The organism is Bradyrhizobium sp. Crot121, assembly GCF_059512385.1.
The window spans coordinates 1-13,203 of sequence record NZ_JCAMOR010000068.1 but is presented as its reverse complement, the minus strand read 5'-3'; the positions used below and the strand labels follow the sequence as shown (position 1 = coordinate 13,203).

The 13,203-nt window shown below is 57.4% G+C and carries 21 protein-coding genes; 12 read left to right on the top strand and 9 right to left on the bottom strand.

Annotated elements, in window-relative coordinates:
- Positions 1 to 42: 42 nt before the first annotated feature.
- The 3 genes from AC5ZGW_RS36000 (at position 43) to AC5ZGW_RS35990 (ending at position 3,618) form a co-directional block, all read left to right on the top strand.
- On the top strand, positions 43 to 1,074 hold the full coding sequence (locus AC5ZGW_RS36000; protein WP_130228881.1) for a hypothetical protein: 1,032 nt from the start codon (positions 43 to 45) through the stop codon (positions 1,072 to 1,074).
- A gap of 75 nt (positions 1,075 to 1,149) precedes the next feature.
- Complete coding sequence (locus AC5ZGW_RS35995; RefSeq protein ID WP_130228882.1) at positions 1,150 to 1,428, top strand: hypothetical protein; 279 nt, start codon at positions 1,150 to 1,152, stop codon at positions 1,426 to 1,428.
- Positions 1,429 to 3,618 (top strand): hypothetical protein, encoded by a 2,190-nt coding sequence (locus tag AC5ZGW_RS35990; protein WP_207231110.1) that lies wholly within the window; start codon positions 1,429 to 1,431, stop codon positions 3,616 to 3,618.
- 22 nt (positions 3,619 to 3,640) lie between these two features.
- Here the strand turns inward: AC5ZGW_RS35990 and AC5ZGW_RS35985 are convergent, their stop codons facing one another.
- A complete protein-coding gene (locus AC5ZGW_RS35985; protein WP_130228883.1) occupies positions 3,641 to 4,963 on the bottom strand; it encodes a hypothetical protein in 1,323 nt (440 codons plus the stop codon).
- A gap of 216 nt (positions 4,964 to 5,179) precedes the next feature.
- Here AC5ZGW_RS35985 and AC5ZGW_RS35980 point away from each other — a divergent pair, with 216 nt between their 5' ends.
- The 7 genes from AC5ZGW_RS35980 to AC5ZGW_RS35950 all read left to right on the top strand — a co-directional run bounded on the left by AC5ZGW_RS35980 (position 5,180) and on the right by AC5ZGW_RS35950 (position 8,113).
- The gene (locus tag AC5ZGW_RS35980; protein ID WP_130228884.1) at positions 5,180 to 5,860 is read left to right on the top strand and encodes a hypothetical protein; all 681 of its coding nucleotides are present in this window, start codon (positions 5,180 to 5,182) and stop codon (positions 5,858 to 5,860) included.
- Positions 5,861 to 5,863: 3 nt separating this feature from the next.
- Positions 5,864 to 6,007, top strand: a complete 144-nt coding sequence (locus AC5ZGW_RS35975) for a hypothetical protein (protein WP_165435468.1) — start codon at positions 5,864 to 5,866, stop codon at positions 6,005 to 6,007.
- On the top strand, positions 6,007 to 6,204 hold the full coding sequence (locus AC5ZGW_RS35970) for a hypothetical protein (protein ID WP_130228885.1): 198 nt from the start codon (positions 6,007 to 6,009) through the stop codon (positions 6,202 to 6,204). Before AC5ZGW_RS35975 ends, AC5ZGW_RS35970 begins: the two co-directional genes overlap by 1 nt.
- 5 nt (positions 6,205 to 6,209) lie before the next feature.
- On the top strand, positions 6,210 to 6,614 hold the full coding sequence (locus AC5ZGW_RS35965) for a hypothetical protein (RefSeq protein WP_245474982.1): 405 nt from the start codon (positions 6,210 to 6,212) through the stop codon (positions 6,612 to 6,614).
- Between the two features lie 112 nt (positions 6,615 to 6,726).
- Positions 6,727 to 6,963, top strand: coding sequence for a hypothetical protein (locus AC5ZGW_RS35960; protein ID WP_130228887.1), 237 nt, complete (start codon positions 6,727 to 6,729; stop codon positions 6,961 to 6,963).
- 8 nt (positions 6,964 to 6,971) lie between these two features.
- A complete protein-coding gene (locus AC5ZGW_RS35955; RefSeq protein ID WP_165435469.1) occupies positions 6,972 to 7,910 on the top strand; it encodes a metallophosphoesterase in 939 nt (312 codons plus the stop codon).
- Positions 7,907 to 8,113: a hypothetical protein gene (locus tag AC5ZGW_RS35950; RefSeq protein WP_130228889.1), complete on the top strand. Its 207-nt coding sequence runs from the start codon at positions 7,907 to 7,909 to the stop codon at positions 8,111 to 8,113. The genes AC5ZGW_RS35955 and AC5ZGW_RS35950 overlap by 4 nt, the downstream gene beginning before the upstream one ends.
- On the opposite strand, the gene AC5ZGW_RS35945 is transcribed toward AC5ZGW_RS35950, so the two are convergent.
- On the bottom strand, positions 8,110 to 8,355 hold the full coding sequence (locus AC5ZGW_RS35945; protein WP_130228890.1) for a hypothetical protein: 246 nt from the start codon (positions 8,353 to 8,355) through the stop codon (positions 8,110 to 8,112). The genes AC5ZGW_RS35950 and AC5ZGW_RS35945 overlap by 4 nt on opposite strands.
- Positions 8,356 to 8,436: 81 nt before the next feature.
- Between AC5ZGW_RS35945 and AC5ZGW_RS35940 the strand changes: the two genes are divergently transcribed.
- On the top strand, positions 8,437 to 8,730 hold the full coding sequence (locus tag AC5ZGW_RS35940; RefSeq protein ID WP_130228891.1) for a DUF6378 domain-containing protein: 294 nt from the start codon (positions 8,437 to 8,439) through the stop codon (positions 8,728 to 8,730).
- Here the strand turns inward: AC5ZGW_RS35940 and AC5ZGW_RS35935 are convergent.
- From AC5ZGW_RS35935 to AC5ZGW_RS35920, 4 genes are all read right to left on the bottom strand, one after another.
- Positions 8,727 to 8,918 carry a hypothetical protein gene (locus AC5ZGW_RS35935; RefSeq protein WP_130228892.1) on the bottom strand — a complete coding sequence of 64 codons (192 nt, stop codon included), beginning with the start codon at positions 8,916 to 8,918 and terminating at the stop codon, positions 8,727 to 8,729. The genes AC5ZGW_RS35940 and AC5ZGW_RS35935 overlap by 4 nt on opposite strands.
- A 605-nt stretch (positions 8,919 to 9,523) precedes the next feature.
- Positions 9,524 to 9,688 carry a hypothetical protein gene (locus tag AC5ZGW_RS35930; protein ID WP_165435470.1) on the bottom strand — a complete coding sequence of 55 codons (165 nt, stop codon included), beginning with the start codon at positions 9,686 to 9,688 and terminating at the stop codon, positions 9,524 to 9,526.
- A 352-nt stretch (positions 9,689 to 10,040) separates the two neighbouring features.
- Entirely contained in the window at positions 10,041 to 10,256 is a 216-nt protein-coding gene (locus tag AC5ZGW_RS35925; protein WP_130228894.1) for a hypothetical protein, read from the bottom strand.
- A gap of 282 nt (positions 10,257 to 10,538) precedes the next feature.
- Positions 10,539 to 11,213, bottom strand: coding sequence for a Lar family restriction alleviation protein (locus AC5ZGW_RS35920; protein WP_130228895.1), 675 nt, complete (start codon positions 11,211 to 11,213; stop codon positions 10,539 to 10,541).
- Positions 11,214 to 11,748: 535 nt separating this feature from the next.
- On the opposite strand from AC5ZGW_RS35920, the gene AC5ZGW_RS35915 reads away from it, so the two are divergent.
- A complete protein-coding gene (locus AC5ZGW_RS35915; protein WP_165435471.1) occupies positions 11,749 to 11,919 on the top strand; it encodes a YlcI/YnfO family protein in 171 nt (56 codons plus the stop codon).
- A gap of 74 nt (positions 11,920 to 11,993) precedes the next feature.
- On the opposite strand, the gene AC5ZGW_RS35910 is transcribed toward AC5ZGW_RS35915, so the two are convergent.
- The 3 genes from AC5ZGW_RS35910 to AC5ZGW_RS35900 form a co-directional block, all read right to left on the bottom strand.
- Entirely contained in the window at positions 11,994 to 12,254 is a 261-nt protein-coding gene (locus AC5ZGW_RS35910; RefSeq protein ID WP_130228896.1) for a hypothetical protein, read from the bottom strand.
- A 17-nt stretch (positions 12,255 to 12,271) separates the two neighbouring features.
- Positions 12,272 to 12,457 (bottom strand): hypothetical protein, encoded by a 186-nt coding sequence (locus AC5ZGW_RS35905; RefSeq protein WP_130228897.1) that lies wholly within the window; start codon positions 12,455 to 12,457, stop codon positions 12,272 to 12,274.
- Between the two features lie 73 nt (positions 12,458 to 12,530).
- Positions 12,531 to 13,203 (bottom strand): hypothetical protein (locus tag AC5ZGW_RS35900; protein ID WP_496114039.1); only part of this gene is annotated, 673 nt, incomplete at its 5' end.

Below are 13,203 nucleotides of genomic sequence, written 5' to 3'. Positions count from 1 at the left end.
GCAACGCACCATAACAGCAGCCCCCATCGCGGGGCTTTTTTCATGGGTACGTCAATGCTCAAACGCTTCTTCCTGACCCTGGCTCTCGCGCTGGGAATTGCCTCGCCGGCAATGTCGGCGGGCACCATTTCCTTCTCATTATCGCAGCAGTTCGATTCCCTCGGCAAGCCGCTTTCGGAGTGCAAGCTCTACTTCTACCAGGCAGGCACGGTCGCAACGCCGCAAAACGCCTACCAAGACACCAATTTAACCATTCCGCAGCCCAACCCGATGACCTGCGATTCCGCGGGGCGTCTCGGGCAGTTCTTCCTTGCCGATGGCCAGATCAAGGTCCGCCTCACCAATGCGGCCGGCGTCGATCAGGTCGTTGCAGACAATATCCTGGTTATCGGCCCGAGCTCGGGCGGGGGCGGGGGTGGCTCCGTCGATCCGACGACGGTCCTTTCCACCGGGGACATGAAGGTCGTTTACGGCACCGGGACGCTTGCGGGCTTCGTCCGCGCCAACGGCCGCACGATTGGCTCGGCAACGAGTGGCGCTACTGAGCGCGCGAATGCCGATACGCAGGCTTTATTCGTCTATCTCTGCGCCAATGATCCAAACTTGGTCATGACGCCAGCCCGAAGCGGCAATTGCGCAAATGATTTCGCAGCAAATAAAGTCATAGCTACCCCCGACCTTCGTGGCCGTGTCATCGCTGGCCTTGACGATATGGGGAACACGGCCGCAGGGCGCTTGAGCTCGCCGGGCTTTGGCGCTGCGGCCACTACGCTTGGTCAGGTGAATAGCGGAAACAATGGGCAGACCGTTACGCTTACGCCAAGCCTGATCCCGACGATTACGTCAGTCGTTAGCGTCACTGGCAGCATTTCCGGCACGACCAGTTCGGTGTTTCAGGCTGGCGGCGCACCGCTAGCTTCGGGGCCAGGTACTGGTGTGGTCAATGCCCCGGCGAGCGTGTCCGGAACGTTTGCCGGCGGCGGCTCTGCCACATCAAACAACACAGGCGGCTCCTCCACCACCATCCCGAACGTTCAGCCGACGATGGTGATGTCAATCTTCATTAAGCTCTGAGGCGCGCCGATGTTTACTGGCCAAGTCGCCACCATTTCGAACCGCGCAACGTGGCTCAGCGATGTCGTCGAACTCGTGGATGAGGACGACGGCTCGACGATCGACCTGAGCAGCCCTGATTATACGGTTGCGATCGGGGTCTACATCAAGGACCACGACGGCTGCCGTCGCGAGATCGCAACGCTCGATAACGGTCAAGTCGTGATTGTTGGCCCTGGGTTTCAGTGGCAGTTCAACGAGAACGATGTGCACCAGTTCTGCGCGGGCACATATCCATGCGGCGTCAAAATCACCATTAACGGATTCATCACCGATCTGATCATCGGTGATGTCGCTATTCTTGAGGGCAACTGAATGTCTAACCGTCTTAAGCTGAAGGTCAGGACCAAACTTCCGGCTGCGCTGATCGGGCGTACAGGCATCGCAGTTGCCAAGGATGGACTGGCCTACAATCTGGATCTCGACTACTCGAGGCTTTCGCAGGCGTCGCAGTTCGATCCGGCGAATTCTCTATTTGCCATCTGGAACAAATTTACAGGCGAGTGGAATACGATATCGCCTGCGTCATTCTCGTCCGGTTCGTTTCAATCTATCACTGGTGCATCTGATACCATAGATGACGGCACGTCGCTGGCTGCCATTCAGCGCACGTCGCCCACCGCAACGGCCCTGACGTTGCCTCTCCTCGCAAATCAGGCCGGCAAGGCTCTGGTGATTGTTGATTGGTCATCGGCTGTAACCGATCACACAATCACGATCACGCCGTCGGGCAGCGGCACTACGATCATGCAGCAGGCGAACTGGACGATACATTCCAGCGCGGATCAACTTGCAGCAGTTATCCTCTATCCGTCCATCGAGCTAAACGGATGGGCTATCGCCCCATTGTCGGATGCGTCGGGCTCCGGTTTGATTACCGTTGCGACGCGCACGGCATTGAAGGCGCTCGATACCACGAAAGACACGATCGCCTATCTTGATGAGGCAGGCCGTCAAGGCTTGTTCGTCTGGCAGGCGGGCGACTATTCAGGACAGATAACCAACGACCCGAATGAAGGCGTCTATATCAAAGCTACCGCAGTTGCCGCGACCTCTGGCGCATGGGTGCGCGATGGCGCGTGGCAGGCCGATGGCGTTGATCCTCGTTGGTTCGGCGCAAAGTTCGACTGGAATGGCACGACCGGCACGGACGACAGCGCAGCCATTCAGGCGTGGGTTAACTTTCTGACTTTCTCGGGCGCGCCGGGTCAGGCGCCTGGGCTGAAGTGCAGACTTAACGCGCCCGTCAACATCAACGGCATCTTGACCATAAGGGGAAACCCGCTCAAGTCAGAGTTCCGGGTAACGCACAACGGCAAGGGCCTCAACATCACCTCGCAGTGTACCCTTGACGGTTTCCGTGTCATTGGCGATCTCGATGCGGCCAAGACGGCACAGTATCTCATTCACATCGAGGGACCAACCAACCTTGTCCATTTGAAGAACATCTCCCTCGATGGGGGTTACAGAAACCTCAACGTCAACGGCACCGTCTTCTATCTCTATCTGCACCGCATCACTTGGTACAACGCGGTGGACATACACTTCAACGCAGTCGGCGATTCATCGGCTGGGTTCGATGTTATTATGTCGGACTGTGAGCAGATCACGCCGAACGGCTCAACGTGTCGTTACGGTATGCTCTGGGACAAGCTCGGGTCAGCCATCGTTACGAATTTCAGGTCATCCCCGGCTAACTGCACGAGCGACTGTCTCAGAGTCATATCCCTGGCGACGCTATTTGGAGACGCTCGCTTCTCGCAATGCGTGTTTGAAGGTGGAAAGCGGAACCAGATCCGACTTGAAGGTAGCATTGGTACGGGCAACGCGATCAGGAGCTTCTTCTTCGAAAGCTGCTACGCAGTGGGAGCTAGCGCAAGTGACCCGGCTGTGTACCTTGGGTTCGTAAAGGACATGGATTTTGCGGGCGGCCAGTATGGCGGAAGTCAAGCCGCCTTCCAGGTGGTATCGGAGGCGCGGTCGGTTGTCATCACCAACTGCGTCAGCAAGGCGGCTGGGAAGTTCATTGACGCCGCAGCCGGAACTACCATTGACACGTTCGACGTGACGAGCTGTAACTACCGAGACGGCACAGCCGCTTTCCTTGATTTCAGCGCCGCCACAACAGCTCTTAATGTGACTATTACGGGCGGGAATCCTGGCACGGTTTCCAACCCTGTCCTTATGCCCTCTGGGCAGCAAGCCAATTGCCGCGTTCTTGGCAATCTCGCCGGCAAGAACCTGTACCACAGGACGGGCGTGTTTACATACGGCGGCGGCGGGTCCTCGTTCGCGATCCCCCACGGGCTGGCGACCACACCGGCTTTCTTCACGGTGCGCAACTCGTCGTATTTGGGCGAATTCCCGATCACCGGAACGTCGCCGCCTTCGACCATCCCGATATATATCCGCGAGGTCACTGCGAATTCGTCGGTCCTGAACGTACAACTCAACGGCGGCATCGCGGCCGGTTCCTACAACTTTGTGTGGGAAGCGAGGGTCTAGGTTTGTTGGCATCAGCCAACTTCTAGCACCCCTGCCGATATCTTTCATAGATCGCTAAGCGCGACCAGTAAGCCGATCTATCCATCCAAGGGTGCATGGATATGTGGTTTTCAGGGTCTAGCGCGGCTAGCGCTTTCGCGGGGTCTATGGCACACGCCGAGTAAATGGCCTCTTTGTATGGGTGGACATAGCTGCGCATCATCGCACTCAAGGTCCAGTTGTGTGAAAAGCCGAAAAAGACAAGAGCTGCCGTTAGCAACGCAAGCGCCGACTTATCAAAATAGACTATGATCGGTAAGAACACCGCAGGGATAACGAAATAGTAGGCAAGGCGGCTCGTCGTGTAAGTACATTCGTTGCTGATGCTACACCAGTCATGCAAGCGTTTGTTCGTGGATGGCGGCAGCATAACGCACAACCACGCGGCCAACAGCGCTAGACACACAATTGAGACTAGACGAACTCGCGGGCGGGTGCCGAGCGGCAATAGAAAGGCGCCAAGGGCGGCAACAAAAGCTAGACCGCTGGCGGCAACGAGCACCTTCCAGGATTCAAGAATGGCGCGAACGCCAAGGTGAGCGAAAATAGTTCCGTTCCAAGTGTGAAGCCAAAGGATCGACAGAACTGCGTGGATATCGCTAATGCCGTCCGGTTGGTTGCCGCCGTATACGGAAGGTGCGGCGAAGCGAAAAGTGTAAGGTATGAGCGCTACCGCCATTGTAGCAAAATCGGCCCACAACAACTTGCTACGAAGCATACCTCGCATATTGTCCGCGTTGCGGATCGAGTGTTCTACGATGAGCACACCTGCGGTGAAGAGAAGCGTATATTCACTCCCGACCGTGATTGCGACCATGAGCACAAGGCGAACGACGCCAACCGCCTTTTCGTATTCTCTTCCGATCAGGAAAATGCGGCAAAGTAGTATGACGAGGAATGGCAACGTTACTTGTAATGGGTACGCATTCGGGGGCGTGTGGCTGAACAAAAGTGGGCAGCATATCAAATAAGCAAGAGACAGCGGGGCGATGAGACGAGGCGCCCGCATCAACCGGCCGAGAAGGACGGCGAAGGCAACAAAACTTCCGAAAAACACAATCGAAAAAAACAGCCGTGCCGCTAAATAATCGCTGGCGAACGCTCCCGCCATATTCACCGGTACTGCAACGTAATGGCCGACTCGACCAGATGCGACGGCCATGCGACCTGTGTAGTCTAGAAAAGCCTGAACCGTATCGAGCGCGAAATAGTGCGCCTCAACATCATCTGCTGTCAGTCGGTAGCCAAACGAGAACAACACAGATTGAACCATGAAGATGAAAAGGCAACATGCAATTGCCAACATCCATCTTCGCTGCGTGACTGTGAATAATCGTAAGTGATCGAGCCGGTTTAACCGAGCTTCTACTTTAAGTGTCACTGAACTTCCGATTCCAATTTGCGGCGCGGACCATAACCGCCGCAACCGGCCGCAGCAAGAGCAAACGATCAAGTGCCCGTTAGCGTGCAAACGCTGCGCGGTATCTGACTACTTCCTCAACCAAAACGGGCAAGGAGCCCCATGCCAGACCTCAACGCCCTAACCCGGGCGAACGCTGACCGCTGGGCGAAAGCCAAGCTGACCCGTGATTTTACGGCAATAGCCAAGCGGCTGGTCGGGGCCAAAGCACGCTATCAGGCAGTAGAGGCCAAGACCGGCGTTCCGTGGTGGGTGATCGCGGTTATCCACATGCGGGAATCGTCGCAGGATTGGTCGGGTTCGCTCGCGCAGGGCGATCCCTGGAATCGGGTCTCGGTTCATGTCCCAGCCGGGCGCGGGCCGTTCAAGAGCTGGGAAGAGGCGGCGGTTGATGCGCTGGTGAACTGCCATCCGTATCTGGCGCGGGAGAAGGATTGGAGCATCGGGCCGGCGCTCACGAACCTCGAGCTGTACAACGGCGCTGGGTACGCCAACCGCGGCAAGCCCTCGCCGTACCTCTGGGCCGGCACTGATCAATACACGGCCGGGAAGTACGTCGCTGACGGCAAGTATGATCCGAACCACGTCGATCAGCAGCCGGGCTGCGCGGGTCTTCTGCTCGCGATGATCGCTCTAGATCCGTCCATCTCGTTCGGCGAGGCGAAACCGCCGCCTCAACCTGCTCCAACTCCCGTGCCTACCCCAGCCCCAGAGCCCTCAGCCTGGGGCGGTTTTCTTTCTGCCATCGTCTCGGCCATCTCGGCCATCTTCAAAAGGAAATAGCCAATGTTTGAATTTGCTCTCGGTTTCGCTGCTGGTGGCGCTCTCATCTGGTTCTGCAAGGACAAGGTTCTGCTCTGGTACAAGGGCGCCGAGGATCGTATCGGCCAACTTAACGACCAGATCGAGAAGCTGAAGGCCAAGATCTGATGCTCCCCATCGCCGCCCCAATCACGCGGATATTGCTGCGCTACGTCGTCGGAGCCTGGGTCGCAAAGGCCGGGCTCGCGATCGACGTGAACGACCCAAATATCTTCGAGGTCGCGAACTTCGTTGTCGCCGGCTTCATCGGGCTTCTGACTGAGGGCTGGTGGACGATGGCTCGCCGTAGAGGGTGGCATCAGTAATGTGGATGGCCATCCTGTCGTTCCTCGGCGGCCCTGTCATCAAGGGGCTGATCGACGCCTATAACGCGCATCTCAAGGCGACGACGGACGATAAGGCCATAGCGGCCGATCTCGCCGGCAAGGAGATCGCCGCGCAAACAGTTGAACTGCAGGAGCAAGGGCAAACCAAGCGCGCCCAGATCGGTCATCCATGGGAGCCGGAAAAGCTGTTCGGCTATCTCATGGTGATCTACTTCGGAAAGCTGACCCTATGGGACAAGGTGATAGGCAGCTTTGCTGGATACACGGCAAACATCTTCAACACAGATCCACTGACCGGCGAAGCCCTGACTTGGGCCGGGTGGATCATGGTCTTCTACGTTGGCAAGCGCGGTTTCGAGAACATCGCTCGCATCCTCAAACAGCGTTGAGTAAGCGGCCCGCCACGATGGCTGAAACATCGCAGCGAGCCTGACCCCATCGAAGCATCACCCTCGATAAGGCTGGAAATAGAAATGCCGACAAACAGTAAAGAAATCTCGAATGACTGAGGCAGAGGTCAAGGCAGTCGTCGAGACCACGCTCGCCACGATGCTCAATTCCTTTGGCCTTGAAGATGAAGACCGAAGGGAATTGCGCGCCGATTTTGCCCATCTCCGCAGATGGAGAAAGAGCGTAGAGCAAGCGCAATCATTCACATTCAAGACGGTCGTTACCGTGATCGCTACGGGCGTTATTGGGGCGGTTTGGGTCGGCATCAAAGCGGCTCTAGGGAAATAGGGGACCGAATGAACTCGGGGGCTCGCTGCAGCGATGCAGAATTTGAGGCACTTTTCCGACAACATGGAGCGGCAGAAACAGCGAGAATCTTGAAAGTAAATGTAAGGTCCGTCCAACGGCGCCGGGCCAACATCATACCTACCGCTCAGCCGCCTTCCAAGATCGAAGTTCATCACCCCGGCCGCGTTTCGCTTCAGATCAAGAACGGAACAGTTCTTATAGGCTCAGACTTCCACATCTGGCCTGGCGAAGCGTCAACCTGCCTTCGGGCCTTCAAGAAGTTCGCCGCCGACATCAAGCCATCCGCTGTCATCCTCAATGGCGATGTGATGGACTTCCCGCGGATCAGCCGACATCCCCAGAATTGGGAGAAGGCGCCAGATCCACAGGAAGAGATCGAGGCAGCGCAAGACCATCTCCATGACATCGTGATGGCCTGCAAGCGCGGCACTCACAAGGTCTGGACGCTGGGAAATCATGATGCCCGGTTCGAGTCCATGATCGCCAATCTCGCCCCTCAGTATCGCGGCATCAAGGGCGTCCACCTCTCGGATCACTTCGGAGCGTGGGACAAGGCCATGTCCTGCTTTATCAACGAAGGCATTGAGGGCGGCGCTACGATGGTCAAGCATCGCTTTAAGGGCGGGCAGGGTGCCACCCGGGCAAACGCTCTCAACGCTGGCGTCAGCATGGTAACGGGGCATCTCCATTCGCAGAACGTTCGACCACTTTCTGACTATCGTCCTTATGATCGTTATGGCGTCGATACTGGCTGCGTGGCTGACAAGGAACATCGCGCTTTCAGCTACACGGAGGATTCGCCGCTGGACTGGAGATCGGGGTTTGCGCTCCTGACGTATCGCGACGGCCGGCTGATGTACCCCGAGCTGATTACGAAGTGGGACGATCGGCACGTCCAATTCCGCGGGGAGCTGATCCGGGTATGAGCAGGACGGACTACTACCACGTTGAGGATGGGGAGTGGATCGTCGTCACCAAGCGTAAGCACAAATCCCAATGCTGCGACTGCGGGCTGGTTCACGTCCTCAATTTCCGTGTCAACGAACACGGACAAATCGAGGTGCAGAGCGCGCGAGATGCAAGGGCGACGGCTGCTGTGCGGCGCGCGTTCAAGTTCGAGAAGGACTAGGCGAGGTGAGGATACTTCGCCAGCGCAGCGGCCAGCCGAACCTTGAAGTCTGCAAAGCGCTCATCAAGCGGCTTGGGATTCGGATTCCAGTTCAGCATCCCGAGATAGTTCTGCTGAGTGAGGGGCACGTTCTGAGCCTTGGCGAGATTGGCGATTTGATACGCTTTAATCTCTTCCTCGCTCATCGCGCGGACGTCGTAAGCCGTACCCGGGAATCCGTAAAAGAACTCAAAATGGCGCATGTGTGAATCTCCAAAAACACCGTAATTTATAGGTGATTTGCGAGGTTTGTGATAGAGTGATTTGCAAGAACACGGTGAGAAATGAACGCAACAGACATCGCCACCAAGGCCGCTGAACTCATCGGCGGCGACCGTGCAGAGCAGCATGGTGATAAGCACAAGACCTTCGCGCGCATCGCGGCTTACTGGACGGTCTATCTGCAGAACCGGCCGAATCCCGAAGCGCCGATCAGCGCGGTTGACGTGGGCTTCATGATGGCTGACTTGAAGAAGGCGAGGGCGCAAGCGGGCTTGTTCAACATCGACGATTTTGTCGATCATATCGGATATATCGCCTGCGCAGGCGAGATCGCCACAAGGGAGACGAAGCGCTAGCTACTCTCATCCGCCCTCGGCACGCCGTATTGATCGGCTGACCCGGCTGGACGCAGGTCGCTCAGTTCGTGCTTGAATGCGACGCCCTCAGGGTCGTGTATGGCGAACCAGGCTTGGGCTTCGTCTTCAGAGTCGAATCTTTTGAAGATTTCGCCGTTGTCGTAGATCCAGACTGTTTTCCCGGTCATGGGATGATCCTGTAGCGCTTGACGGGCTTCCTACGCTTGGTGAACGTTTTGGGCTCGCCGTGGTTCAAAGCCCTCAGCATCCCGATCCGAGCCAAATTCGTATCTCCCCCACGCTCTGCAACCAGTATCAGAGCCTCACAGGCGGCCTGCCAGTGGGGGTTCTCCTGCTCTGACTTAGGTAGAGAGGCTATGTACTGACCGGCCTCTCTGAGGGTCTCTATCGGCTTCCTACCGGGCACGGGGATGGGGGACTGGAAGGCGGTGGACCATGGCATTAATTGCGACGCAAATTGCCCGGGAAAGAGGCGCCCCGATCAGAAGCGGGGCCAGGGACAACGTTACCAGACCGCAAGTCTACCGTCATCAGAGTGTGAGGCTCGGTAATGGCTATCGCCCATGCTGCGGCGCGCCCATCGAATCTGCAGCGAACAAAGGACACGTTGCGCAGCGTCGCGGGGTCTCCAATCATCTCGCAGTCGTTAAAGGCGCAGCTATCGTAGGATGAGTCGTCCTTTACCTCTACTCGATCTGACGCCCCAAACGTTCGGTTGAAGATCGTTCTGCTCATCCTATCCTCCGCTCTCGCCCCTGGTTTGCCGGGCTATTTAAGCCTTTAGGCAAACCTTAACCGCAGCATCTACCGCCTCCGCAACGAGACGCAGAGCCTCGCTGATGGCGGCGTCATTGTCGTTGTCCATTCGGAAAACCCTCTCTGCTTCGGCGCGAAGGCTTTCTTGAAGCGCAGTACAAAATTTCTCAATGTCTGTCATCCTATCCTCCGCTCTCGCCGACGCCCTTGGTTTGCCGAGGGGCGCGTCCAACCATTCTTTCTGCCGTGAGGTCGCCCCAGGTGGGCAATGACCGAACCTGGGGCGTATCGAGGGCGCTTGGCAAAGCCAGTGGGGCCGCTCGACTGCTTAGAACTTCCGGGCATCTATTGGGCGGGGACTGGCAGCGGCTCAATGCCACTATAGAAGCGGCGCCCGTTCTCATTTCTCACGCCCGCCTCGGTCCATAGGTCCATTCCTTCACCGCACGACTCGCACGTGTCGAAGTCGCCAAAGCTGCGCTTCCCGTCGAATGGTTTGATCAAGTTGCAGTTCGCGCAGACTGAAAATAGCTTCATCCCCTCATCCTCCTCGCGAATGTCTTCGCCTTCTCTAGCGCCTGTTTCCGCGTCATCTTGGTGCTCATTGAGATAGAGCGCCGGCCTGCGTTCTCATCCCAATAGAAGTAAACCGAATCCCGCCCATCAGCGAACCGCACCTCGAAGCTCCCCGTGTCCGGTATGCCTTCAGGAGAGTGGGGGATTATGCGGATGGGGTCGTCCTTGCTCATGGCTTAGGACTGAGCATATCTCTGTTTTGCTATCAGGTCGGCATTGAAGGCAGCGAACTTCATAGTATCGCAGACCGCTCCTGTGCTCGACTTGCTGCATGTGCAGCCGCCCGCGCCGTACACCGCTCGGCAGATGTGATAGGCCAGATCCTGTTCATAGGTCGGCTCCGGCACTTTCGGCTTACGCTTTCGACTGACAGCCATCTCTCTCACCCTCTCCCTAGCCTCTACCAGCACCACAGATTTGAACCGCGCCTCTGCATGCGCGGAGGCGGTCATCGGTCAGGCGGGGTCTGCCATAGTCTTGAGATCTGGCATTACAGCCTCAATCCGCCCAGCTTCCCCGAAGTGCCCTTTCTCGCGGAAGCCCTGCCACGCGTCGGCTAGGCCGCCTCGAAGCTCTGAGACGCGTCGAGAAAGGTTTTCCCGGTCGTGACGGAGAATGACAATCTCGGCTTTCACCTTCTCATTGACGTAGTGACCAGCCCCGCCGATTTCGATCACTTCCAAGCCGCGCGGGCCAAGGCGTTCACGAAGTTTCCGGTTTTCCTCCATTATCTCCTGTAATGTGGCTGGGGCGGGGGCGGCGTAGAGTGGCCTCGACGCCATCTGCTCGATTTCGTCGGCAAGCCGGTAAAGGTGCTCCCAATTGAACTCCTTTTGTCGGCCATATGGCCGTTCATTTTCGGCCAAATAGCGCAGAGCCCTAGGAACGGTTTCGTTGCAGCCGTTCGGCCACTTCACTTCTTTCCCCTCATCATCCGGCCTTGATAGGGAAGCCGGGGCTGACGCGGGGGCACGCTTATTCCATTCCTCTGCGTCCCTCTCATCGAAAATCTGGTGGACGCTTATCGGGCAATCACCAAGCTCGCTGCGGTGCGCCCACCACGTTCCATGATGGTCGTCATGCTCGACTAGCTTTTCACCACAGAAGGGGCATGGAAGGAGTTCACGCATGGCGCACAAAACCCGTTCCGTTGCATTCGTCGCAGCGGCTGTCGGTAACACCGCGCGCATAGTCTGGGGCCGGGCCCGGCCCGACATAGCTCATCGGGTAGGTATTGCGAACGACGATCCATCCTGAGCCGTCGCAGCGGTCGCACTTCGGCTCAAGAGCGGGGCCACAGTTCATGTGGCATGGCCCCTGTTCACAATCGAAACATTCGCGCATTGTCTGCCTCCTATGAAATCATAGATTTGGCTGGGATGGTCACTCGAACGTGACAGGAAGCGGGTGCTTTCGGTAGTGCTCGCGCACCTGCTTGCGGGTGGCGTCACGCACCTGCTCGGAAGTCGGGTCGGTTGGTGACCAATGACAACCCTCGCCACACGGTTTGCTGTGCCAACTCTTACAGTACCCGCACAGTCGCAGTTCTTCGCTCATTGCCTCATCCTTCCTATCGCGCGCCTGATTGTCGTTCTCCACTTGCTGACGAACCGTACATACGATATATTCGCGCAGTCGTCAATATCGTACATACGAAAAAGTGAGATGGGACGCAAAAAACTTTGGACCGAGCGGCTAACTGTTCCTCTCAACGAGGAGACGGTAGAGCGCATGGATTCCCTCCTAGCCAAGGACGAGGTCCGCCTCGACCTCATCCGCACCGCAATCGAACGCGAACTAAAACGCCGGGAGCGTCAAACTCAGAAACCGGGGTGACCGATCGGTGCTGCTACTCAGTATCGGGTGAGGTGATTCCAAGGTCCATGAGCCGACGCGGGTGAGGCGGGGCATTACTGTCCCGACCTCTGGCGCAGAATCGTGTTCACGGCGTTGACTATCTGCCCTTGAGAAAGGCGCCCTTCGCCAGCGACCAGACGGATGTCGCTCATCGTGATCGGAGCGGTTATCACGTGGCGGTCACTCTCCACGGCCTTTCGGATGAACTCGTGGGCGAAATATTGCTCGCCGACTAGACGCCCGTTCCACATCCTGTTCGACGAGAACGATAGTTGATCGACGATATCGGTAGCGATCTGCTCGGCGCTTTTCATCTCCCCATCTCCTCCTGCTATTCGTGAGCCCAAGCCTCACCCCAATCGTACAGTGTGGCGGCCATGCCGGCGGGCGTTTCAGGATGGCGGTTGAACTCCGGTTCCTGGTTCATCTCGACCAGCTCTTTCGCGATCTCCAAGAGGGGGCCGTAAGGCATCTCCGAGAGCATCTTCGCCAAGTCTTTCTTCGTCGGTGCAGTCATTTGAATCTCCAATCAGGTGGCGCGGCTCAGGGCCGGGGTTCTTCGATGTCGTCGCGGGTGAGGGTCTCGGCCGTCAGAAGCGGCGCTTCGCCACGTAGGCGCGGCAGACCTCATCAAAGTTCGCCAATCCCCATTCGTTTATCGCCACGTTCACGCAGACGCAGACGAGCCGGGTGTTCCCGGTTTCGTAGCCGCCCTCGTTGTCTAGGCGATCGAGGGACGGGGCCATGGGCCGGCGCATCCACTTGGAATCGACAGCCTTGTCCCGGTAGTCGAAGGGAAGTCCGGTTACTTGACAGCGGTCAGTCGCGTCCCGAAGCATATCGGCGATGGTGGCGGCGGACAGCGTATAGGGGCGCCCCCTATGCCTTGCGCGGGCAATCGTGACCCTATGAAGAGTCTTTGCCGCGTCCATGCGCCATCCGTCCATCTTCGCGTTAGCGAGATGGATGTGGCTTTCAATCGCCGCCCTGATGGCGGAATCAAACTCGTTATCAGAGCCAACAAATCCACGAACTAGCGGAATGTCGGTGCCGCGGATGTAAGCGTATCGTCGCCCCCTCGCGCGCACCTTGTTTACTGGAATTTTGAAGCCTGAACTGTTTTGCAAACAGGGTGGGTTTACAGCCAACTCATCGGGTTTCGATGGGCTGCTTGCAAAACATGAGTGTAATGATTTCAATGGCTTATTGGGATATATAAGGGATTTTAAGTCCCTTGCGTCTACCAATTCCGCCACGTCCGCG